This is a genomic window from Pontibacter deserti (assembly GCF_023630255.1).
Taxonomy (GTDB): Bacteria; Bacteroidota; Bacteroidia; order Cytophagales; family Hymenobacteraceae; genus Pontibacter; species Pontibacter deserti.
In genome coordinates, this window is record NZ_JALPRS010000003.1 from 56843 (window position 1) to 79186 (window position 22344).

Here is a 22344-nt window from a genome sequence, read left to right on the forward strand (position 1 = left end):
TAAATACCACCTAACTCTCTGATAAATAATATTATAAAAATCTTAAAATTTAATGATGATGTAGCTGAAAAAATCAGTGCAATAAATGGAGAGGGTATGATAAACTTTAGCAAATAAAAAGGCGCAACCTGAGCTGCGCCTTACTAAAGCAATTATTTGTAATATAAGGGCATTCTTACCATATCCATTGCGGACAAAGTATACGCCTGTTATTAAGTAATTTAAAACCGACAACTATTTCGTGAGTACCTGCACTTACCTGATTCAGATTAGAGGTAGTGGCATCATAAGAATAGGAAACATCCAGTAGCGGGCTCACATAAACACCCACCATACCAACTACTGCATCGTTATGGCGATAAGCCGCACCTACCCAAAAGCGCTCATCATACAGGGTACGTAAGCTAACATCTATAGAGTTAGGGCTCGGATCAGCCAATTTCAGCATAACAGACGGTATAACATCTATTTTTGAAGTAGGCTCGAAGCGATAACTTGCAGTGGCAAAATAATGGCGCTGCAGCTCCATGGCTGCCCGTTCTTCTTCGGCGGCACTAAAGCTTCCCACATCTTCCAGGAGCTGGGCACCAGCCACGCCAATCGAAAAGTTACGTGAATAAATCCAAAGCCCCAGGTTAAGGTCCACCACATTATTATTCAGGTTACCCCCACCAACCAATGGATCGTTATTATTTCCAAATTCCAGGTCATTGGAATTTATTCTATTATTAATGATGCCTACAGAGGCTCCACCTGATACATTTATAGAGTTTGTTATGGGCAGATGGTAAGCATAAGCAAATGACACTCCTGTACGGCGCAAGGGCCCGGTTTTATCTGTATGAAAAACTGCACCTATACCATGATGCGCGAGTGCTCTGTGGTATTTTGTGCTTCCAAAACCTTTATTTAATGGCGTATGTGCCGTGAGGTAATAGGTAACCGGAGCACCATCCAATCCAACCCACTGCCGCCGGTTGCTTACCCGTATATCAGCATAATCTTCTATACCTGTAATAGCAGGGTTAAGTATAAAGTTGTTGAGCATGTACTGGCTATACTGTGGCCGCTGCTGCGAAAAAGCTGTTTGCGCACAAACCAACATTAAGAACATCAGCAGGTATATGGTTAGCTTTCTCATAATTAACGGATAATGGTAACGTTGCCCGAAATTGGTTTCTCAGCCCTGTTCAGGTAAATCATGTAATAGTAAGTTGCTACCGGCAGGTCTTCACCGTTCAGCGTTCCGTCCCAGGGCGTGCCGTAGCCATTAGACGTATAAACGATATTGCCCCAGCGGTTAAAGATCTCCACACGCACTTCCGGGTAATTCTCAATATTCTCGATCTCCCATACTTCGTTCACGTTATCACGGTTAGGCGTGAAGGCATTCGGTATTTTAATAGCAGGTATAACAGTTATAGTTACTTCATCGGTGGCGGAGCAACCCTCTTCTGTACTTACAGTTACCCTGTAGGTAGTTGTCTCATTTGGTTTTGCTACCGGGTTAGCTACATTCGGGTTGCTTAGGCTCTCGGCAGGCTCCCATACATAAATATCACCACCTGTAGCCCGAAGTTCCACTGTTCTGCCTTGTATAATAGTTACATCAGGACCTGCATCTGCAACAGGATCAACTATACTTACATTTACAGATGTCCGGGTTGCGCTGGAGCAACCATTTGTGTTAACTGCCTCTACATAGTAGGTTGTTGGCTGGGTTAAATTTGGTGTCTTGAAAACAGCCCCCTCAAATACCGGCTCGCCGCCTGTTGCATCTGTAAACCATTGGTAAATACTGCCAGTAGCACTTTGCACAGTTAGTGTCGCTGATCCGCCCGGGCAGGTGGTAGCATCACGCACAGTCAGTATTGGCGGAGATGGCCTTGGGTTTACAGTTACAAGTATAGGCTCTGAAGTTGTTTCACAACCCTGAGAGTCTACTATTCTCCTGAACCATGTATTTTGTGTAAGTGCCTGCGGCGTATAGTTGGGAGATGTATTTGTTCCGGCAGCCGACCCAAAACCACTGTCCGGGCCGGTAATGCTGCTCTGCCACAAATAAGTATAAGTACCATTGCCACCCGTAGGAACTGATCCGGTCAGGGTTTCAGGAACATCGCCAGCACAGATTGTTTGTGGCGCACTGATACTGTTATTGGCGACTCCCTGGTTAACCGTGATAAGTATAGCCTCACTTACATTAGCCTCACAACCTTCGGAAGTTACTGTCCGCCTGAACCAGGTGTTTACCTTCAGGTTGCCCGGTGTATAGCTTTGTCCGTTGTTGGTACCAGCAGCAGGAGAGAAGCCACCGGTAGCACTCGTAATACTGCTTTCCCATAAGTAGGTATAAGGTCCTGATCCACCTGTTGGGGCTGACCCTGTTAGTGGCTCCGGAGTGGTTCCGACGCAAATTGTCTGGGCGGCCGCAATTGTGTTATTATCCAGTTGAGGTACAAGATCGATCATTACCGGCTCCGAAATAACTACGCAGCCCGCCGATGTTACTACCCTTCTGAACCATGATGCCTGCGTAAGTACACCCGGGCTGTAATTCTCGCTGGTATTGTCGCCAGGCGCATCTACAAAGCCTGTACCCGGACCTTCGGTACTCACCTGCCACTTAAATTCGTAAATAGCCCCATCACCACCTGTAACACGCGACCCTACTAATGTTTCGGGTTGTTGCCCTTCGCAAATATCCTGAGACGCTGAAATAGTATTGTTCTGAATTTTAGGAACTGCATTTACCAGCACAGCATTACTTGTATCTGGGGAGCAACTGGCAACTGTTATTAACCTCCGGAACCAAGTGCGCTGGTTTAGTGGCTGTGGTGTATAGTTTATATCATTGTTTACACCTGCAGCCGGGGCAAAACCTGCATCTGGCCCAGATGTACTGCTCAGCCAGGTATAAATATAACCACCACCCGTACCACCTGTAGGAGTATTACCAGTTAGCGGAGCAGGTGCATCACCTTGGCAAAGGCTTTGATCGCCCTGAATGATATTGTTTGCCAACGGTGGCACTACAGTTACTTTTACAGGCACCCGCGCGCTCGGGCAATCATTATCGCCTATAGTTTCTACACTAAAGTCAGTAGTTTGGGTGATGCCTGTTGTCGTATAACTTGGGCCCGTGAGCAGCAGCGTACCTTGTGCATCATAAAAATTATAGTTACCGCCCGGGCCTGTAGGTGTTAAGGTTACAGAATCGCCGCTACATACTGTTACGTCCTGTATAGTAGGGGCTTCAGGTATAGGCAGTACTGTTACTTTTTGCACTGTGGTAAATAACCCGGAGAGCTCTGCCGATGAACCGCACTCGTTCTCGACGACGAGCGTGACCTCATGCTCCCCTTCTTCTGTAAATCGTATGGTCTGGTTTTGTCCGCTTAATGTACGTGTAGCTCCTGTAGGGCTGGTAACTGTCCAGACGGCACTCCTGATCTTGCCTAAGTTAGGATCTACAAATACGTTACCCGTACCCGGTATTACACCCGTAGTATACTTAAAATCGATTGGCCCACAGGAAACAGTATCCGGCGGGAGTTGCACCTGCGGGAAACCAACTATAACTGACTGGGAAGTGGTATCGTCGTCGCAGCCGTTGGCTACAATTAATTCTATCTGGTAAATACCACTCTCCGTGAAGAGCAACGATAACGTATCCTGGTCAAGGCCGCCATATTCTATCGTAAATCCTGTCTGGGGTTCTATCGACCATTTGTAGCTTAGGCCGCCACCCGTGGAGCTATCGCCAAGCGCAACTATAACCGGCAAACACGACGATGGTGTAGATGCTGGCTGCTTGTTATAGGTAAAATTGGCCTTGGGCTCTTTACTTACACTATAAGTAGTATCAAACACAAACTCGCAGCCATTACTAGCCACAGCCCTGATCGAGACTGGAAAATCACCTAACTTGGTATAAGGGTTTGGGTTTTTGATCGGGAATTCGTTTCGGGTATACTGTACGTCCGGTCCGCCATCGCCCCAGTTTACTATATAGGTTCTGATATCAGACAAGTATGGCTCTATAGTTTTGTTCTCAATGTGAGCAAATACCTTTATCTCATTATCCTCTACTGTGTCAGGCAAACAGGTCTGGAAACCAGAGGTATCCGCAAAAGCAGCTTCCGGCATTCTTCTTACTCTTACCTGCTGCGTAACCGTATCGGACTGGCACCCCTGCGCGCTGGTAGCAATTACTTTTACATTATAGTTGGCAATGTTTATACCTTTATCGGTATAGGTATGGCCTACGGAATCTCCTTTGGCAGTGCTTCCATCCCCGAATAACCATGTGTAAAAAATATCGGGTTGAGGTGCGTTTACCTGAAAGGCAAGTGGGGTACCGGCACATTGCGCAGTAGTAGGGGTTACTAAAAAGCTGGGATTGGCCGGCCTTGGAGACACAGTTATCTGGAAGGGAGCAGAAGTGGTAGTTTGACAGGTGGCCCCAGAGACCTGAACTGTATAATCTCCGTCTATACTTGCTGATATGGTAGCTCCGGTTGCCCCGGTTATAGGTGCCCCGTTTAAAAACCATTGCCACGCCGAAATCTGGTTTGATGATTCAGCCCGCAACGTAACAGACTCTCCCTGGCAAAGCGACGAGGATCCCTCTGCATCTATCGTTACCTGGCAAGAAGGTGTTGTTTGAGCAGCTGCAACGTGTGTAAGCAACATGCACAGTATCAGGAAAGGCCAGTAAATGTGCTTTAATAAAAGTAAGCGCATCAAGTCAGTTTTAAAGGGTGAACTACCAGCTACACCATTACTCTTGCTATAGTTAGCCACCGCCAGAGTATATTTCTCCAAGCAATAATTCGGCACATAGCAACAGGCTGGGCTACAGGATCTTCTGTTTGGTAGGGAAATCAGAAATTATAGCGTCAGTTAAGCTTAGTGCTGTACACTTGGCACCAGTTTTAGCTGCTGGCTACAGGTGTACAACCGCACCTACCTTTATTGGAAAAAACAATAAAAGGTTGCGCAACAGCTTTGATATTTACAAAACGTACTTAAAATCCGCCAAGTATGGATAAGCAGGTATAAAAAAACCAGGCGTACAGCATATAAACGCAAAAAGGCCCTGCAGGTTAGCTGCAGGGCCTTCGTTAAGTATAAATTATTGTGGTTATTTTGTCAGGAGCACTTTACGTACTACACGCACCTTTTTAGCCTGAAGCTGCACCAGGTAAAAGCCAGCCGGTAATCTGCTCAGATTTACTTCCATACTTTCCTGCATTACTGGCACTGAAGCACGATAAACCACGCTGCCTATCATGTTCGTAATAACTACTTCTGTGTGCTGTAATGGCTCTGCCGTGTAGATACTGAACTTGCCCGGAGCCGGGTTTGGCACCACTACTATGCCTGACGCAAGTTCGTCTTCGATAGCAGTAGGCTGCAAAACAGCCTGGAACACATCAGAAGAAACAGAATAACACGCTGAGCCATTATGTGCGCGTACCTTATAATTGCCACTCTCGGTTATAGTTATAGTTTTTTCAGTGGCATTAGCTACAACTTCACCGTCTTTAGTCCACTCGTAAACTGCACCAGCTATACTTGCTGTTAACTGATTCCCCTTTTGGGTAACAACCGGTTTATCCGGAACTGCATTAACTGTAACTGCCAGGGTAGCAGGCGCGCTTTGTCCACAGTTGTTTGCTACCGCTAAGCTTACTTCACCGGATGCATCCGTAACTCTTACACTGATCTGAGCAGTGCCTACCCCAGACAAGATGCTCCAGGTTGGCGGTACATTCCAACTGTAATCTGTAGCGTTAACCTGCCCGGTAGCAACGAAAGTAACTGTTTCGCCGGCGCAAATAGTAGCAGGGCCAGTTATAGTTGCTGCAGCCGGAGTGCCTACCGTTACTGTTACTTTGGTGCGGGCACTTGTAGCACCAGCTGCGTTAACAGCTTCTACATAATATAGGGTTGAAGCAGTAAGTGGTGATGTTGTAAAGGTCGCTCCGGTTGCCAGGGATGTAGTTCCGGTTTCAGCATCATACCATTTGTAAGTCATTTCAGCATCTGGGTTGGCTACTTGCAGCGTAGCTGACTCGCCAGCGCATATAGCTATACTTGCTGCTGTTGGTGGCGTAATGGCTTGCACAGTAACCGTTACATCATCTGTAGAAGTACAGCCATCTTTAGTTGCTGTAACCGTGTATACATAAGTACCCGGCGTTGTAAGCGTCAGCGTAGGGTTAGCTGCTGTAGCATCAGATAAGCCAGCAGCCGGAAACCAGCTGTAAGTATAACCTGTTTCCGCTACAGCGCCTATAGTTACCGATTGCCCTGAATAAATGGTTTTGTTTTCGCCGGCATGGCCTTCCAATACATTCTCATCACAATCTGTTGAAGTTGTAGCAGAATAAAGTGCCACATCTTCTATGTTCCATACTTCATTTGATGAATTGTTTTTGATACCAATCTTTGCTTTTACAGAAGTGGTACCGTTTGGTATAGTTACCCGAAGTATAGAAGGTGCCTTATCTACAGCCAATACGTTAGGCGAAGTTAGTTTCTCTGTAAAAACTTTCTCAGCGAGAGTGCCTGCTGCTGTAGTTATAGTTGCCGTACCATCCATGCCATAACGGATGTTATTATCGCTGGCATTTCCGGTAATTTTAATTTCTGGTGTAGCTGAAAAATCAGCGCCATTTAGCGCCACATATACTTCCAGGTAATCTCCGGTATCAAAACCATTGCCTGTTGTAACTGAAACAGAAGAGTTATAAAGCTCTAAGTATACATCCTGCTTGCCCGCCACATTTACATCAGCAAACATCACTTCTTTTGTGGCATTAGATACCTGCAAACTTGCTCCTGTTCTGACACGCTGACCATCCGGTAAACCAGTATTTGTTGTTGAATTACTAAAGCCTGATGTAACTACCCAGCCATCGTTGGCAGTTCCATTAAAATCCTGCATTACCAATACATTACCGTTACCTGTTGGTGGCGTATTAGCTGCTGTTGTAGTTACAGCTAAAGCTGGAGCTGTAGTCGCGTACTGGTTGCCATTGGAGCACATTTCGTATACCTGCACAAAGTATAAACTGCCTGTCTGTAAGCCTATAACTGTTACTTCGCTGCCGGTGCCGCTGTAAAGCAGTTTGCTTCCGTCGGTTAGTGTAGCTGCCGAAGTATAGCTTGCTGCTGCACCATTATAAACTGTACCAGCCTGCGGAACAAACGTTGGGGCTTCATCTTTACGGATCACTACAATTCTGCCATCGCCGGTGCCATTTGTCCAGGTCAGGTTAAAACCGGTTTGGGTAATGTTTGCTGAAGTTAAGCCTACTACAGCAGTTGGCACTCCTGCACAGGCATAATCCGGGGTAGTAGCTGATATAGCCGGTGCAGCTGTTGTATTGTAAGTATTACCTGTTGAGCAAGACTCAAATGCCTGCATGTAATATACTGTGTTAGCTTTAAGGCCAGTTATAGTTACGCTGCTACCACTGTTATAGTAAACGATACGCTGCCCGTTTCCCTGGTCAGTTGCTGCGCTGAAATCAGCATTGATACCACTGTAGGCACCGGATGGAGTAAAAGCTACAGGACTGGCTTCTTTTACAACTATAAGCCTTCTGTCTCCGGAGCCGTTTGTCCAGTTAAGCGTCAGGGATGTTGTAGTTCTCTGAGAAATAGAAAGGTTTGCTACCTGAGTAGCAGGAGAGCAGTTTACTGGTGTCAGGTTCCAGGCTTTTGCTACCAGTTCCGGGTAATCAATGTAGGGGTTAAGGTTACCCTGGGCAACTTCAACACGGCGGTTACGCTCACGTTCACGGTCGTCAACTGGGTCTTTAATATGCCATTGGTAAAGTGTATTAATATCTCCGATGCGGCTTATACTTCCGGCTTGCGAAGGATACATAGTGTAGAAGTAGAATACAGAGCGGGCCAAATTTCCTTTATGGTCTTCCCGGGGTTCGAACTGGGTGTTGGTGTCTTCACTGTATTCGTCGATGTTTGTTGTTGGAATTGTAGTTTGTGAGCTATTGCCACGTATCCATTTTGTGGTCTGGTTATCTGATATTTCAGCAAAAGGATCACTGCCACGGTCGCTGTTCCACTGGATTACTGTTGGGTACAGGTGATGAATATCTGATACCATAGGTTCGTTACTACTAAACCATGACTGCGGAATAGTGTGCTCGCAGTTTATATTAGCCATGGTCGTAGACGTATTCGTTTCGCTGTAGGGCTTACTTTCCTGATAGCCAGAATACACACAGCTAACGAGGCTGCTATAGTTATCAATGTAATTATACATCTTTCCGCGTGCGGTACTATAGCTTAATGTTCTGTGTTTGCTATCGTACCAGTTGGTGCGTAACCAGGTTTTTAATTCTTCGCCGGAGAGATTGGTAGGCGGGGCTGTTTGTGCCGCAAGTTGCAGCGTAGCAGACAGTAAAATACTGAAAGCGAGTAAAATTCTCTTCATGAAAAGTAACTGAGGTTGATGCCGCAAAGGTACTTTATTAAAGAAAATTTATTGCTGCGCAGACATGGTAAGATACAGCTAACTTTCTGTACCCTGCTAAGTTTTATCGTGATAATCAGCATTTTATACTTTGCCAGCACAAACTATAGCAACCCAAAAAACCCAACCCACTTCTGGATCAGGCTTCTCTTCAGGTAAACCCAAAGCTAGATTGACAGGACTCTCCCCTCAATGGGATCTAAGGCTTTAAAAGTGGATTCCTTGAAAACACTTCAGCTTTGCCCTGTTTCTGTTTTATGTTGCATCAGCTCGCGCTCATAGTATACCTGGTCTTTGCCCAGGGGCTGAGCAGGATCTGTACAATAGTAAATGCGTTTTGCATAACGCCTTACAGTCAAACTACGGGCAGGAGCCTCTTTGGCAAATACAGTTGCCCCTTCCGGATATTTATTTTCCATTAATATTGATTTAGTTAGCGTTTGACTTATTGGTTGCTTTGGCCGCTTTTTTTGCCTGGCTGTCTGCTTCAGTACGATTGCGTTGCGCTTTCGCTTCCATTCGGGCAGCACGTTTGGCCTGCTTGGCTGCATAAGATGCTTCCTTATCTATTCGCTTAGCTTCTTTGGCATTTGCAGCTGCAATTTTAGCGTCCGCTTTAGTATCTTTTTTTAAGTCTTTAGCATCACTCAGGCGGAGTTCGTCAGCTAATGCTTTTTCTTTAGCTACTTCCTGTGCCTGCTTTTGCTCTTCTTTGGTAGGTGCGTTCTGGGCGAAGGTATTTGTTATAGTTAATAAAAGGAAACTGGTCAACAGGGAGATGATAATGGTTTTATAGGTCATGATTAGCAGGAAAAGGTATATTCTATTATCCTACTTAAGTATACGGCATAATTAGTTAATAAAAGCATAAGTTATTGGTTATAAATAACTTATTTTAACAAACAAGCTAACCAGCACTGCAGAGGCATTTAATCAATAGATGTATTTTTAAAAATAGTAATATTTACCAGGCTTATCAGACTCTACAATATAGTATTTGTCATTTTGAACCTGAGTTAGAAATATATCTCAGCTTTTAGTTTACAAGACCTAGCAGCGTGCGCAGCTTCTGCTAGTGTCTGGGTTCTATAGTTGCTATTCTCTTCAACTTGAACCAAGCTATACTTTCGTAGTTACTCTTCATCCTGGGAGCTTTAATTACCTTTAGTTCTATAGCTAGCTTTGGTGCCCTCACGGCCGGGAGGCTTCGTCTTCGGGCATCGAGCGGTGCAAATCTCTTTTGCTCGTTCCTCGCAATGCCTTTTCGGCACCAGATATTTACAAGGCGCTCAACCCGAAGACTGTGATCTTTCTCATAGCTAACACTATCCTATACTATGAACCGATAAGCTTCGGGTTTGATCGTGGTTGTAGTTTCGTAGGGACAGGTCGCGACCTGCCCGCTCTTGGACTGTAACTATAGCTGCCTAATTTTTAGTACCGAACTGGGATACAGTGTACTACAGTTGGAAGTAAAACTGGCCACCGATTTGGTCACTTGTAAAGCAAAAAGGCTTGTAGAAGTTATCTACAAGCCTTTTTGTTCATTTTAGGTAGCGGGAACAGGACTTTTTTAATAAAACTTACTTTCCACTCATTACCCTTAATTACCTTTTCTTCAGCATTTTGCAGTCATCACAAAGAAAGCAAAAACAAAGAAGGAAAAGGTATGAAAGGATTTTTGGGCACCTTTTGGTCACCTATTTCTAGCTTCCAATCACAACTGTAGGTTTATCGTAAAAATATAATTTTAACTTTAAACCACATTAAAATGAAAACTCCAAAAGTAATTTTCTGGCTTAAGAAAAGTAAGAACGATGAAGGTTCTGCGCTAATCATGGTCAATTTCTCCTACAATGGGAACAGGCTTAAAATGTCTACAGGCCTAACCCTTAAAGCCTCATGCTGGAATGACGAAATGAAACTACCTAAAGTAAGTTTTGCGGACTACTCTCATTTCAAAGGCAAACTATATGAAATAGAAGAGAAAATTTTAAGCGTTTACAAAGAGTTTATTGACAAAGGCATTATACCAGAGCCTGACTCCATTAAAGGCCATGTTCAGGATAAGGGCAGCCTTATACATGAAACCGACATTAAAAGCATACATGCACTCTTCTCAGATTTTACAAATGAAAAGCGGCTTGAGGTCAAGGAGTTAACTGTAAAAAAGTATGTCACGCTACAAAAAGTGCTTTTAAAAGAATACGAAGACACCTATAAGTGTTCTCTTTGCTTTGACAACATGGACTCTTTATTTGAAAAACGGTTTAAGTATTTTTTAACCAGTGTGAAAGAGCAAACCAATAATACTGTAAGTAAATACATGGACTGCCTTAAGGTATTCCTAAAGTGGGCATACAAAAAAGGACTACATAAGAACCAGCATTTTACAGAATTTACTTCAAAGCGCTTTAAAACAAAAGTTATCTCGCTAACACCTGAAGAGTTTAAGAAAATCCTACACCTTAACCTTGCAGATAATCCGAAACTTCAACGTGTACGAGATTGGTTTTGCTTTCAGTGCTTGACAGGCCAACGGTTTTCAGACATTGCTAACCTTAAGTGGCAAAACATAGTGACTAACAGCGAAGGTAGGCCTGAATGGCACCTGTACCAAATCAAAGGCAATAAGCCTGAAGTTGTAGAGATTACATTAGTTGCACCTGCTGTTAACATACTTCAAAAAATGAAAACAAAAGAGAAGTCTGAACATGTTTTCCCAACTATTACCAACCAAAAATTTAACACATACATAAAAGACGTATGCAAACTGGCGGGCATTTGTGGGTTCATAAACTATGTTACTTATAGCGGCAAGAAAGCTGTGGATTTATCAGGGCCAAAGTATTCTTTCATATCAAGCCATACAGCCAGAAAAACTTTTGTAACTATCTCGCATATCCATGGCAACATGTCTAAAGAGTCAATAAGGGCTATTACAGGACATGCTAATGACAAAATGCTGAACTTCTACATTGGCGAAGACAACAAACATGTTGCTAAGGAAATGGATAGAGTTTGGGCTAACGTCTAAAAACTTCGACCAACGCTGTACGTATATTTTCCACTGTAAGGCAAACTGACACTTAAACTCAAAGTCAGATAGTAGGGCAACAGACTCTACGTGTCAAACTCCTTATGGCTGTTTATGCAGCCAGTTACTAATTCTTGGTAAGACAAACTATTGCTTAAACTCAAAGTTAGATAGCGGGAAACACCTGCGTGATAAGTGTCTTTAAGGTCAGCATATGACCAAGTAGTAAATTTTAGCTATTTAAAAATTAAAGACATGTTTGACAAAACTAACTTTGGGTCTATGACTCTCGCAGACTTTATACGTGCTGTACATTCCCACATTTTTCCAGTTATTGACAAGTACCTGAACGGCAAGTTAGCCGAAATCGCAAAGCACGATTGCGTACAAGCAGAAAAACCTCTTACAACGAAACAAGCTTGTAAACACTTAGACATTAGCAAACCTGCTCTTATGCAACTTGTAAGAGCAAAGACAATTCGCAGGTACAAAATAAAAGGCTTAAGGGGATACCGTTACTTCGCTTCCGAACTTAATATGGCGTTTGAAGAAGGCCAAAACTTTTAAATTTAAAAAGTAAGGAGGTAGAGAATGAAAGTGTTCATTCCAGCGGAGTTGGATGTGAATAAGTTAATACAACGGAAGCCACCTGTAGAGGTCAAGAACTTCAGTAAAGACAAGCTACTGTACATCGTTGGTTCGATAGCATACATGCAGACCTACAGGCATGACCTGAAAATAGGTGGGGAATACGTGCCTGTCAGTTCTGCCTACCTACAGAACGATGCGGGAATAAGAAACTACAACGCGTACCTGAAGTACCTTGTGGACGCGGGTGTGCTTAAAGCCATAAACTTTGTGCAGGGCCAGCACTCCACGCTGTACACGCTGCTTGCGCCGTACAACAGGAAGACAAAGGCGGTGACGCTCACAGACAAAAAGTTTATCAAGTCACTTGAAAGGGACACGCGCAAGGACGAGGCCATTAAACAATTTAAGAACCTGTGGAAATGGTTTGCACACGGCAACCTTAAAATTGACAGAGAAAAGGCCCTGGAGCATTTGCACAAAACATACCCGCTCAACATGACAGAAGAGCAAAAGTCTATTTTCCTGGGCGACGAATATTGGCCTGAAGAAGACCTGTCTGCGAAACATCACCGCATGGCGCGCATCATTGAAACCGTGCATGAGGGTGACCCTGAAAAACTCCCTTTCGTCGTTGACCAGACCGCAGGCAGGCTGCACACAGTCCTGACCAGCATGAACAGGGAGTTCAGGCGGTTTCTAACCTACGGCGGCAAACAATTAGCCAGCGTGGATGTGAAGTGCTGCCAACCATATCTGACGTTGCTTCTGTTTAATTCTAACTTCTACAAAGTCAAAACAAGGGGCTTGCCTGCGGAAGAGCAAAAAATTTTAAAGGACTTGTTTAATGACGTAGGCGCAGGACAAATTTCTATGTCTTCATTGTCTTGTTCTTCTCTCTTGGGTGAACTTGTACTGTCCCTTATGTCTCTCCAGAGCAATGAACACGTCTCTGTCTCTGTCTTTCCTAATATCTCTACTCTTTCTTCTTCTATTACTTTAGTAAAAGAGATACAGGAAGGTATAGAAAAGGGCCTTTATGAGGACGTAGGGCGGTATTTTCAAGATATTTTAGTGAAGGACTTTTACACAGAACTAAGCAACGCGTTCAACAGGGAATACGACGATAACACGACCCGTGAAGACATAAAGGAAATGTGGAGCATGGTTGCATTTGGCAAAATACGGGCGGCCAAGCACGCCTCTACACCTGACTTCTATAGGTTGTTTGCACAACGCTACCCAACTGTGCTGAAGTTATATGACACGATTAAAGCGGAGAAGCACCAGAACCTTGCATACCTCTTGCAACAGATAGAAGCGCACATCGTCCTGAAGGTTGCTAGTAAGCGCATCACAAAACTTAAGCCACGTGTGCCGCTTTTTTCCATTCACGACAGCCTTGTAACGACGGTAAGGCATGCGGAGTTTGTGCGGTCTGTTATGGAAGAAGCACTGCACAAGCTGGTAGGGTACAGGCCAAAATTAAAGGTGGAGTGGTGGTGAATTTTGGCTTTACATCAAAGGACTAAGCAGTCTACTTTAAGGCTATTAGAGACGTTATAGGACACGTTTGAGCATAAGACACAGGCGCATACATTAAGCGCTAAAAAGCGCATAAAATGACTTAAAATGACTTAAAATGGCCTTATTACTTGTCTTCCAACATAAGAAGGCCAGCTTCAATTATTTCACTTAATGTGTACTTCTTTTCAACTTTCTCCAAAATTTCAATAGTACTGTCTTCAAGAACAACGAAAACAGCATTAGACTCATTGGATTTAGAAGGAATGTTTTTAAGTCTTGCAGTAACAGAACATTTTTCATCCTTACATCGCGCTCTTCGAGCCCATTCAATATCCATTATCACAGAACTATATTCGCAACTTAAAGGAAAGCAGTCGTCAACTTTGTAGCCATACTTATTCCCCGCTGGCTGAATGTTATGTAGGGGGTCGAGTAGTACTATGTAAAATAGTGTGTCATCTTCATTCCAAAACCCAACTACTCTGCCAAACCCCTTTGATACCTGAAATTGAAACAAGGGGTATTCTACGTCATTTTCTAAGTATTCCTTCTTTAGCCATGTTAAATCAGAGCGCTGAATAGGAACATTACGATGTTCCCAATCAATGGGGTGGTATCTATAGTCTGATTTTAATTTTTTATCCTTAAAAAGTGCTTCCTTCTCCTTATTACACAAATCCTTCAATCGCTCAAGAAGAGATACAAACCAGTTATTTCTAACTCTGTCAACCCCAAAATACGGAATTTGATTGAAGTACTTAAAAGAAAAAGCCCAATTATCGGGCTTTTGAAGTTGTTGTGGTATTACAGGACGTTTCTCTTGTTGAGGAGTTAACCCAACTACAGGAGTTTTTGCCATTTTATTGTAGTCTTGCTCTATAATAGTCGCCCATTAACTCATTATTGATTACTATTTCACACCTTTGTGAAGGAGAATAGCCTTTTCTTGCATCTATCCAAGGCTCTTCTTGATGTGTCATATATTCTAATTGGGTACCTGAAAACTTCCCATAATTCTCTAAAATGACATCAACGTGTTTTCTTGACTCCTCGTCAATGTTCTGAAAACAGTTTTCATCTAGTAAATCAGCTAAATGAATTTCCGAATATAAGCCTTTTGAATCTTTGAATCTATCATAGATTTCACGGTTAACTGGACCATGAATCCATGCTTGAAAATCTCCTTCAAATAATTTTTCTTTATTAAAAGCTAAATGCCAAGCTTGTACATAATACAGCAACTTCTGTAACCTAAGATTGGTCAAAAAGTCTTCTCCTTCCGATTTTAATCGTAAGATAACATAATCACAAATCGTATTTATGTTGTACATATCTTGCTATTGCCTTAAAATATTGGATTTATCCGTTATTATTACAAATATAAGTACTATTTACGCGAATTTGTTCAAATTAGATGAAATAGTTTAAATAATGTGCGGCAGATACACAGTACAGCCAAGAGCAACTAAAGGCAAATCCAAGGCAGCAAAACTGATTGAAAAGCACCTGAAGGAAGCGCATTACAACGCGGCTCCAAGCCAAACCTTGCCCGTAATAACAGAACAGCAACAAGATAAGCTTCAGTTCTTCTCGTGGGGCTTACAGCCCTTCTGGGCGAAGGACGCAAAGGCTGTTAAACGCTCTATAAACGCCCGGGCAGAGACTCTGACAGAGAAACCTTCCTTTCGTAAGTTATTGCAGTCAAAGCGCTGTTTGGTGCCTGCTGACGGGTTCTTTGAATGGCAGGTAACAGGACATGATAAGCTGCCTTATCGAATCATGTTGAAGAACGAAGAACTGTTTACGTTCGCGGGGCTGTGGGACGAGTGGGCAGACAAGAGTACTGGTGAAGTACTGCACACGTTCACCATTATTACGACAGAGGCAAATGACGTGGTTAAGCCGATACATGACCGCATGCCTGTCATTTTATCGCCAGAAGCAGAAGAACTATGGCTGGACGAGAATGAGACGCAGGAAGAACTGTTGTCCTTACTGGTTCCGTTTAGGGCGCAAGACATGAAAGCTTATCCTGTATCTCCGCTTGTGAACTCGCCAATGAATAATGTTCCTGAAGTTTTAAACTCGCTTTAAACACCCTACAAAACCGTTTAAGCCGCCCTAAGACACTTTTGTACACATAATCCATTTCAATTAATGGACTGTAGTAAAGAGTGCTTAAAACGGCTTAAAATACTTTTTATAATTACTATTAACTACATGCTTTAATCAAAGCAGCAATCAATATAAAAGGGAGAATGATTTGCAAGATGGTAATAAAGATACTGAACCCTGCAGCGGCTCCCATTGCAGCGCCTTCCGCAGCATTATCTTTGCCACCCTTCCCCATACCATAGGCCATGCCAATAACCCCTCCTAAAATAATAAGCACTATAAGCCAAAAGAACATAATTATAAAAGTTTAGTTTTCATTATAAATATAATGAAATACTAATATTAAAATAAATTCATATCCTTTTTTTATGAAAAATAACCTATTGAATATTCAACCTGTATTTCTCTAAACATAATATTTTAATTCTTACAAGCTATTGTACCTCTCTTTTCCAATTCCACTTCAGCGTCCTTCTCCTGGGCAATTTCAATAATCTTATTCACGCTCCAGTAAAGCACCAGCAAAAAGCCGCCGTAGATGATGACGCGGACAAGGTTTTGTCGGAAGAACTTTTGGCGGGGTGTTAGTAGCCTGTTTTTTTGGAGAACCTACGTATTCCTTCTTCCATTTTGCCACCGTTGGCATAGTAGAAAGCGGCACAGGCTATGTTTACTTCCAGTAAAAACTCGTCGTAACTTTCGGCTTCGTCTAAATCGCTGTTCAGAAAATAGTTTGTCAGGCTTTGCCCATCTAGCTTATCCAAGTCATCTTTTGCCCAACGCTCCTTTGCCCACTCCAGCCACTTTGATTCTGGCAAGTGTTTTATTTGCGCGTCACACCACGCATTTGCCAACCGCTCCACTTCTCCTGTGGTTGGCTGGTTAAAATCATTAAATAGCTTCATGTAGGCAGGGCAAGTTAAAGTACTTTGGAAAGTATAAAAGGTGGCTGTTTCTTTTCAGGATTTCCTTTTGAAATATAGTTTAAGGTTGGGTCTAAGCTGGCTTCATGGTCTTTTTGCAGGTTGTACCTGTATTGTCTGTCAGCAAGATAAAAAAGCAGTCCAATGAAGTTTTGTGCGTCTGCCAGCACTTCGTTCTTGTTTCTGTCTTTGTAAAGCACAAAAGAATCTTTTACCTGCTCCAGTATAGCACCATCTTGGACTACTTGCTGGAAAAGAGCGGAAGTATAAGGCATTGGTTCGCCGTGGCTTGTGTTCTCTTCAAAGTATAGAAAGCCGTTGTCAACTCTGACTTTCATATTAATGGCCTTTATCTGAAGGTGATGCTCGTCGTCTGGATGATTTTTAAATTTAAAATTCATTTCCTGCGCCTTATCCTGCATTGCCCGCTTGTAGAGCATGTGCACGCTGCTAACGGTAAAGGGCTGGTCACGGGTGGTTTTGTATTCGGCTCTGTTAAGCAGGTCAACTATTTCCCTGAAAGTTTTACCGTCTTTGCGGTACATAAGGATAAGGTTAGCAGCCTGCCTGTTCTCCTTGCTGGCTGAAGCTTCATTACGGCGCGCCTTCACTGCTTTCTCCAGTGCGTGTGGCTGTGGGCGTGCTGGACTTCCAAGTCTGTGTCCTGCGGCTTTCTTTGCCGCCAGCGCTGCCTTAGTACGTTCGCTTATTTTCAGCAGTTCTTCTTCATGCAATGCAGTCTTCAGCTTAATAATAAGCGGTGAATCGTTGGGTGAATCTGCACACACGAAATCCAATTTGGAAGCCAGCAGGAAGTCCATAAGCAAACTATAGCGGGTTAGGCGAGAAGCTTCTTTTACTACCAGCGTGGCGTTATGCTTTAGGCAGAAATCAATAGCAGCCTGTAGTATGGGGCGCTTCCGTAACAGCTTAGCGGTAGTCAAGTTATTGCTGGTCGAAATGCGGTCTTTGCCTGCGCCACCAGAAACAACTTCCGTAAAGGTCTCTATTATTTCACCACCTAATAACAACACATAACTTTCTACAGCGAACTTCTGCGCGTCCAGTCCAAGTCCGCTCTGGTTCTGCTTCTCTGTACTTACCCTGTATAGTGCTACAAACTTTTTCATGTCACCTTCTTCGTATATTCAAAGGTAACTATGTTTGTTCAATTTCCAATACGTTCGTTGTAGAAACTGAACGAAACTAAACACTTCACTTAACAGCCGTATATTTCGGGCATGGAAAAGCCAGAGACATGGTACGAATGGGTAATGTACATCGTCATTGCTGTGCCGCTGGGCATTGCTCCTCTGGTGATTGCTGCATATCGTCAATTAAAAGAGCAGTATTTACGGGATAGGCGCAGGAGGCGCTGGTAAGAAGTGTAAATCTGGGGCTGGCCGTATTTATCCCTGTTTTCTTGAGCGGCAAGTTGCCAGTATGCTTTACCTTGGAAATATAAAGTATTCATCGTGCTCATCCATAAAATGAAAAGTTTTGTTTTTGACTAATTCCACATCCTTGCACAAGTTATGGTGCAGGTGGCGGATGATGTATGATTTTGTGCTTAGCTTATTCAGAAAGGAGCAAATTTCATCCAACCTGTTCACAAAATCTTCATCCCTGTCTGCTTCTGGAAATTCTATGTCCAAAAATTTTTCAATTTCTGAAAGTTGCGGAAAATCGGCTTTGTGTTTAGCGACGGTGCTCTGAAGCTTAGCTAATATTATATGGTACTGTTGTTGTATTTTGCTGTCGTTATACGAAGCGCTCGCGGTTTGGGAATTCATACCAACGGGGGATGTATCAACCCAAAGCAACGAATACAAGCTACGATACGAGCCGTTCTGGAATCAATCTGTGGAAATATACTTGCCGATTGTAAGAGTAGGATAGCTATTGGCAAGTTTGTTTTATGCAATATACGCATTTTAATCCGCTATCGCTGAAAATATTTGATAATCAGTATATTAATTATGGGGTCTTCAGTTTTAACCTTGTTTTTCTGGAGCGGTAGGCAGGCAGACGCACCTCAAGACTTTGGCTAAAAATTTAAATTTATAATCCGAAGGTGGCGAAAGAAAAGGGGTTCAGCCATGAACAATAGGCAAATAGCTTTAAAAACAGCTGTTTTGTAAAGCTGACACATGAAAATATCTTCATGTTTATCTGACACCACAACGTCTAAATCCGCGGATTTTCAGTTCTAAATCTGAACAATGGCAAGTTTAAACTTACGCGAATGGGTGGTGCAGAAATTTTTAGATTACGCCCTGATTGCATAACTTGAGCGCACCATACTACAGTTGGGAAAGGGAATTGGTCACCTATTTGGTCACCTGTAAAACAATAAAGGCTTGCAAGTTATTCACCTACAAGCCTTTATCTTAATCTGAGGTAGCGGGAACAGGACTCGAACCTGTGACCTTTGGGTTATGAGCCCAACGAGCTACCAACTGCTCCATCCCGCACTGTTATTGTGTTACAAAAGTAGTACATCAAAGTATACTTTGCAAGTTATTATACCTTAAAGGTCAAAAAAAGTTAAAATTTACTGGTTAAGCCGAAGTGTATTTTAGAGTATTTCAACGAAAGTGGCTGTTGCTCAGATCGTCCCACAGAATATACTAACTGAAAAATTCCGGCACCTGTACTAAAACTAATTCCGCTGCCCAGTCCTAATGGCCAGTCACTTGTTTCAGATTTTTCCAGGTTGCTTTGGTAATAGCCCTGATCATAGAAAAGCAACACGTATGAATCTGAGCCAGTGAACAAGCGGTACTCCAGTGTCCCGATAGCATACGTTGATGCATAAAAGGCATAATCATCGAAACCACGGATAGAAGTTAAGCCTCCGAGCCGGTACATGTCGTTCAGGAATATCTGGTCGTTTAAAAGCGTATTTCCTTCGAGCCTGGTCAGCAATGCACTGTTCTTACTTATCCGGAGGAAGTTTTCCAGCCGAAGCCCCACACTTAGCTGCGTGGTTTTCATATCCAGGGTGTCATAAAAGCTTTTCTCAAGCTCGGGGTTCCGCAAAAGGGTCTTTTTACCACCTGCCAGTTCAAATTCTATAAGACGGCCACGTCTCGGGAAGTAAAAGTCATCCAGGTTATTCCATAGGTAATTAAAACCATAGGTGGCGGTTTGGGCATCGCCTAGCTCCAGGTTCTGCAGGCTTTGGGTACTGGCATCGCCAAGTATACGCGAGTTCAGCCATTCACCATACACACTAAACTTGCCATATTTTAAGGTATAATACCCCAGTTGCAGTCGAGGCCGTATATTGATAAATGATGAATCCTGCTTAAGAAGATTAAAACGTGTACCTAACTCGAATGGTGTGCCAAATACGTTGGGGTGCAGGTACTCGCCGTTAAGTATAACTGAACCTTTGTTAACACGCCGCCATTGCAGTGCCACACTTTTACCGGTGCCTTTTATGTTCCGGATGTTCAGGTTGGCCTCACCGGTTATCAGAAGCTTATTACCTGTGCGCGTCGGGTCAGGCAGAAAACCAACTACTCCATCTATCTGGTTAGCTTGCCGGTCTTCCAAGAAATAATAAACACGCGCCTTATCACGGGCAAAGCGTACTTGCGGTGGCCTTGTTACCCGAATGTAAGGCAGTTGGGTAAGCATGCGCTGCGTAGCTTCTATCTGCTCCTGGTTATAAGGTTGCCCCGGGTGTAGTTGCAGGTAGCGCATCAGAAATTTAGGTTTAGTTTTGCTGCCGCCCATTACCTGCACTGAGTCGTAGGTAACTACAAAGGCTTTCTCCACCATCAGGGCAGCCTCTATTTTGTTATCCTTTATACTTATCGTATCCAGCCATACACTGGCAAAGGGGTAGCCGTTACGTTCGGCATAATCCAGAATTCGCTGCTGTAGCTTTACATACTCGGCAGGTTTAAATGGTGTGTTGCGGTAAAATTTCTCCCTAAAACCGGATTCTATCAGGATACCTTCGCTCAAGTTACCATTCCGCAGACTGGCATATTCAAAGCGCTGACCGATGTGTAGTTTCACGTGAAGCGTATCGTTGCGCAGGTATAAACTATCAGCAGAGGTAAGCAGGTAAGCATCCTGTTGCATCTGGTAGATCAGTGCTCTTACTTCTTTGCTTGCTTCTGCTGAGTCAGCATGGCTCGGCTGGAAAGTATAGTTACGTAACCTTGGAGCATCTTCCGGGGAGGTGTGTAGCTGAAGTATAACATTAGCCTGCGGCGCAGCCGTTTGTGTTTGAGCCTGCACAAGCGGCAGCCACAAAAGCAAACACAATACTACGGCAGCTATTTTATACATTTGTATTAGTAATTGTTGAATTGTTTGATGGCTAAATTGTTAATCAGTTAACGGTTGATAACTGGCTGATGCACATCCCTGCAAAGGTAACGGGTTCTGTTTTACAGATTTATAGTTCATCAACAATTTAACAACCCAGCAATTTAACAATTAAACTTTGGCCGGAATATACCTTCATATCCCTTTCTGCAAACAGGCTTGCCATTACTGCGATTTCCACTTCAGCACTTCTATGGGGCATAAAGCGGCAACTATAGATGCTATTGCCCGTGAGCTGAACCTGCGCCAGGATTACCTGCAGGGCCAACTTATAGAAACTATTTACTTTGGTGGCGGTACTCCATCGTTGCTTACGCAGCAGGAACTGGAGCTACTATTACAAACTATAAGATCGCTGTTTATAGTTTCGGATGATGCTGAAATTACGCTGGAAGCCAACCCTGACGACCTGAAACCGGCCAAGCTACAGGAATTAAAAGCTGCAGGTATAAACCGGTTAAGTATAGGTTTGCAGTCGTTTCATGAGCCGCACCTGCGCCTGATGAACCGTGCCCACAACGCCACTGAAAGTTTGCAATGCGTGAAAGATGCACAGGCAGCCGGCTTTAACAACATCACTGTAGACCTGATCTATGGCATTCCGGCACCGGACCACAGTATCTGGCTACAGGACCTGGAAACACTGTTCTCGCTAAATGTACAACACGTTTCCTGCTACGCCTTAACGATAGAACCAGATACCGCGCTGGGCCGCTGGAGCAAGAAAGGAAAGTTTACACCTTCTGAGGATGATTTTACCGCGCAGCAGTTCGAAATACTACTGGAGCAGATGGCGAAGCATGGCTTTGTGCAGTACGAGATATCCAACTTCTGTAAACCGGGCTACGAGTCGAAACACAACAGCAATTACTGGCGCGGTGTGCATTATTTAGGGGTAGGACCAAGTGCACACTCTTTTAACGGCAGCAGCAGGCAGTATAATGTAGCCAATAACCGAAAGTATACCGAGGCCATCAGCCAGGATATCATCCCAGCCGAAATAGAAGACCTAACCTTAGCCGACCAGGCCAACGACTACCTGCTTACAACACTGCGTACTATCTGGGGTTGCGACCTGGCTCAGATGCGCGACAAGTATAACTATGATGTACAGGCGGCCCATAAACTATACTTACAGGATCTGCAGCAGAAGGAGCTGGCAAGTATAAAAAACGATGTACTGTACCTGACTGATAAAGGAAAGCTGCTCGCCGACCAGATAACGTTGGATCTGTTTATTGAATAATTTCTTTTAATATTCGAGCATTTCTGTTTTAAGATACACTTTAGTTTTC

The 22344-nt window shown here is 43.5% G+C and carries 18 protein-coding genes and 1 tRNA gene; 6 read left to right on the forward strand and 13 right to left on the reverse strand.

Annotated features, from left to right (window positions below; all coding sequences use genetic code 11):
* Nucleotides 1-175: 175 nt before the first annotated feature.
* The 5 genes from MJ612_RS15110 to MJ612_RS15130 all read right to left on the reverse strand — a co-directional run bounded on the left by MJ612_RS15110 (nt 176) and on the right by MJ612_RS15130 (nt 9313).
* Nucleotides 176-1141, reverse strand: a complete 966-nt coding sequence (locus MJ612_RS15110; RefSeq protein WP_187033825.1) for a PorP/SprF family type IX secretion system membrane protein — start codon at nt 1139-1141, stop codon at nt 176-178.
* A gap of 2 nt (nt 1142-1143) precedes the next feature.
* On the reverse strand, nt 1144-4827 hold the full coding sequence (locus tag MJ612_RS15115; RefSeq protein ID WP_250419206.1) for an Ig-like domain-containing protein: 3684 nt from the start codon (nt 4825-4827) through the stop codon (nt 1144-1146).
* 319 nt (nt 4828-5146) lie between these two features.
* Entirely contained in the window at nt 5147-8473 is a 3327-nt protein-coding gene (locus tag MJ612_RS15120; RefSeq protein WP_187033824.1) for an endonuclease, read from the reverse strand.
* Between the two features lie 272 nt (nt 8474-8745).
* A complete protein-coding gene (locus tag MJ612_RS15125) occupies nt 8746-8931 on the reverse strand; it encodes a hypothetical protein (RefSeq protein WP_187033823.1) in 186 nt (61 codons plus the stop codon).
* Between the two features lie 10 nt (nt 8932-8941).
* Nucleotides 8942-9313, reverse strand: a complete 372-nt coding sequence (locus MJ612_RS15130; protein ID WP_187033822.1) for a hypothetical protein — start codon at nt 9311-9313, stop codon at nt 8942-8944.
* Between the two features lie 970 nt (nt 9314-10283).
* Here MJ612_RS15130 and MJ612_RS15135 point away from each other — a divergent pair.
* From MJ612_RS15135 to MJ612_RS15145, 3 genes are all read left to right on the forward strand, one after another.
* Nucleotides 10284-11549 (forward strand): site-specific integrase, encoded by a 1266-nt coding sequence (locus MJ612_RS15135; RefSeq protein ID WP_187033821.1) that lies wholly within the window; start codon nt 10284-10286, stop codon nt 11547-11549.
* A gap of 282 nt (nt 11550-11831) precedes the next feature.
* A complete protein-coding gene (locus tag MJ612_RS15140; protein WP_187033820.1) occupies nt 11832-12116 on the forward strand; it encodes a helix-turn-helix domain-containing protein in 285 nt (94 codons plus the stop codon).
* Between the two features lie 24 nt (nt 12117-12140).
* Nucleotides 12141-13643 carry a hypothetical protein gene (locus tag MJ612_RS15145; RefSeq protein ID WP_187033819.1) on the forward strand — a complete coding sequence of 501 codons (1503 nt, stop codon included), beginning with the start codon at nt 12141-12143 and terminating at the stop codon, nt 13641-13643.
* Between the two features lie 145 nt (nt 13644-13788).
* On the opposite strand, the gene MJ612_RS15150 is transcribed toward MJ612_RS15145, so the two are convergent.
* Complete coding sequence (locus MJ612_RS15150) at nt 13789-14523, reverse strand: hypothetical protein (RefSeq protein WP_187033818.1); 735 nt, start codon at nt 14521-14523, stop codon at nt 13789-13791.
* Between the two features lies 1 nt (nt 14524).
* On the reverse strand, nt 14525-14995 hold the full coding sequence (locus MJ612_RS15155) for a Panacea domain-containing protein (protein ID WP_187033817.1): 471 nt from the start codon (nt 14993-14995) through the stop codon (nt 14525-14527).
* Nucleotides 14996-15095: 100 nt separating this feature from the next.
* Between MJ612_RS15155 and MJ612_RS15160 the strand changes: the two genes are divergently transcribed.
* Entirely contained in the window at nt 15096-15758 is a 663-nt protein-coding gene (locus MJ612_RS15160) for an SOS response-associated peptidase (protein ID WP_187033816.1), read from the forward strand.
* A gap of 118 nt (nt 15759-15876) precedes the next feature.
* Here MJ612_RS15160 and MJ612_RS15165 read toward each other — a convergent pair whose 3' ends face one another.
* The 3 genes from MJ612_RS15165 to MJ612_RS15175 form a co-directional block, all read right to left on the reverse strand.
* Nucleotides 15877-16074, reverse strand: a complete 198-nt coding sequence (locus MJ612_RS15165; RefSeq protein ID WP_187033815.1) for a hypothetical protein — start codon at nt 16072-16074, stop codon at nt 15877-15879.
* Between the two features lie 289 nt (nt 16075-16363).
* Nucleotides 16364-16684 carry a hypothetical protein gene (locus tag MJ612_RS15170; protein WP_187033814.1) on the reverse strand — a complete coding sequence of 107 codons (321 nt, stop codon included), beginning with the start codon at nt 16682-16684 and terminating at the stop codon, nt 16364-16366.
* 14 nt (nt 16685-16698) lie between these two features.
* The gene (locus tag MJ612_RS15175; RefSeq protein ID WP_187033813.1) at nt 16699-17832 is read right to left on the reverse strand and encodes a recombinase family protein; all 1134 of its coding nucleotides are present in this window, start codon (nt 17830-17832) and stop codon (nt 16699-16701) included.
* A gap of 111 nt (nt 17833-17943) precedes the next feature.
* Here MJ612_RS15175 and MJ612_RS15180 point away from each other — a divergent pair, with 111 nt between their 5' ends.
* Entirely contained in the window at nt 17944-18084 is a 141-nt protein-coding gene (locus MJ612_RS15180) for a hypothetical protein (RefSeq protein ID WP_187033812.1), read from the forward strand.
* A gap of 66 nt (nt 18085-18150) precedes the next feature.
* Here the strand turns inward: MJ612_RS15180 and MJ612_RS15185 are convergent, their stop codons facing one another.
* From MJ612_RS15185 to MJ612_RS15195, 3 genes are all read right to left on the reverse strand, one after another.
* On the reverse strand, nt 18151-18495 hold the full coding sequence (locus MJ612_RS15185) for a hypothetical protein (RefSeq protein WP_250419207.1): 345 nt from the start codon (nt 18493-18495) through the stop codon (nt 18151-18153).
* A 608-nt stretch (nt 18496-19103) separates the two neighbouring features.
* A tRNA-Met gene (locus tag MJ612_RS15190) sits at nt 19104-19176 on the reverse strand.
* A gap of 73 nt (nt 19177-19249) precedes the next feature.
* Complete coding sequence (locus MJ612_RS15195) at nt 19250-21010, reverse strand: POTRA domain-containing protein (RefSeq protein ID WP_187033810.1); 1761 nt, start codon at nt 21008-21010, stop codon at nt 19250-19252.
* A gap of 157 nt (nt 21011-21167) precedes the next feature.
* On the opposite strand from MJ612_RS15195, the gene hemW reads away from it, so the two are divergent.
* A complete protein-coding gene (gene hemW / locus MJ612_RS15200; RefSeq protein WP_187033809.1) occupies nt 21168-22295 on the forward strand; it encodes a radical SAM family heme chaperone HemW in 1128 nt (375 codons plus the stop codon).
* Nucleotides 22296-22344 lie beyond the last annotated feature (49 nt).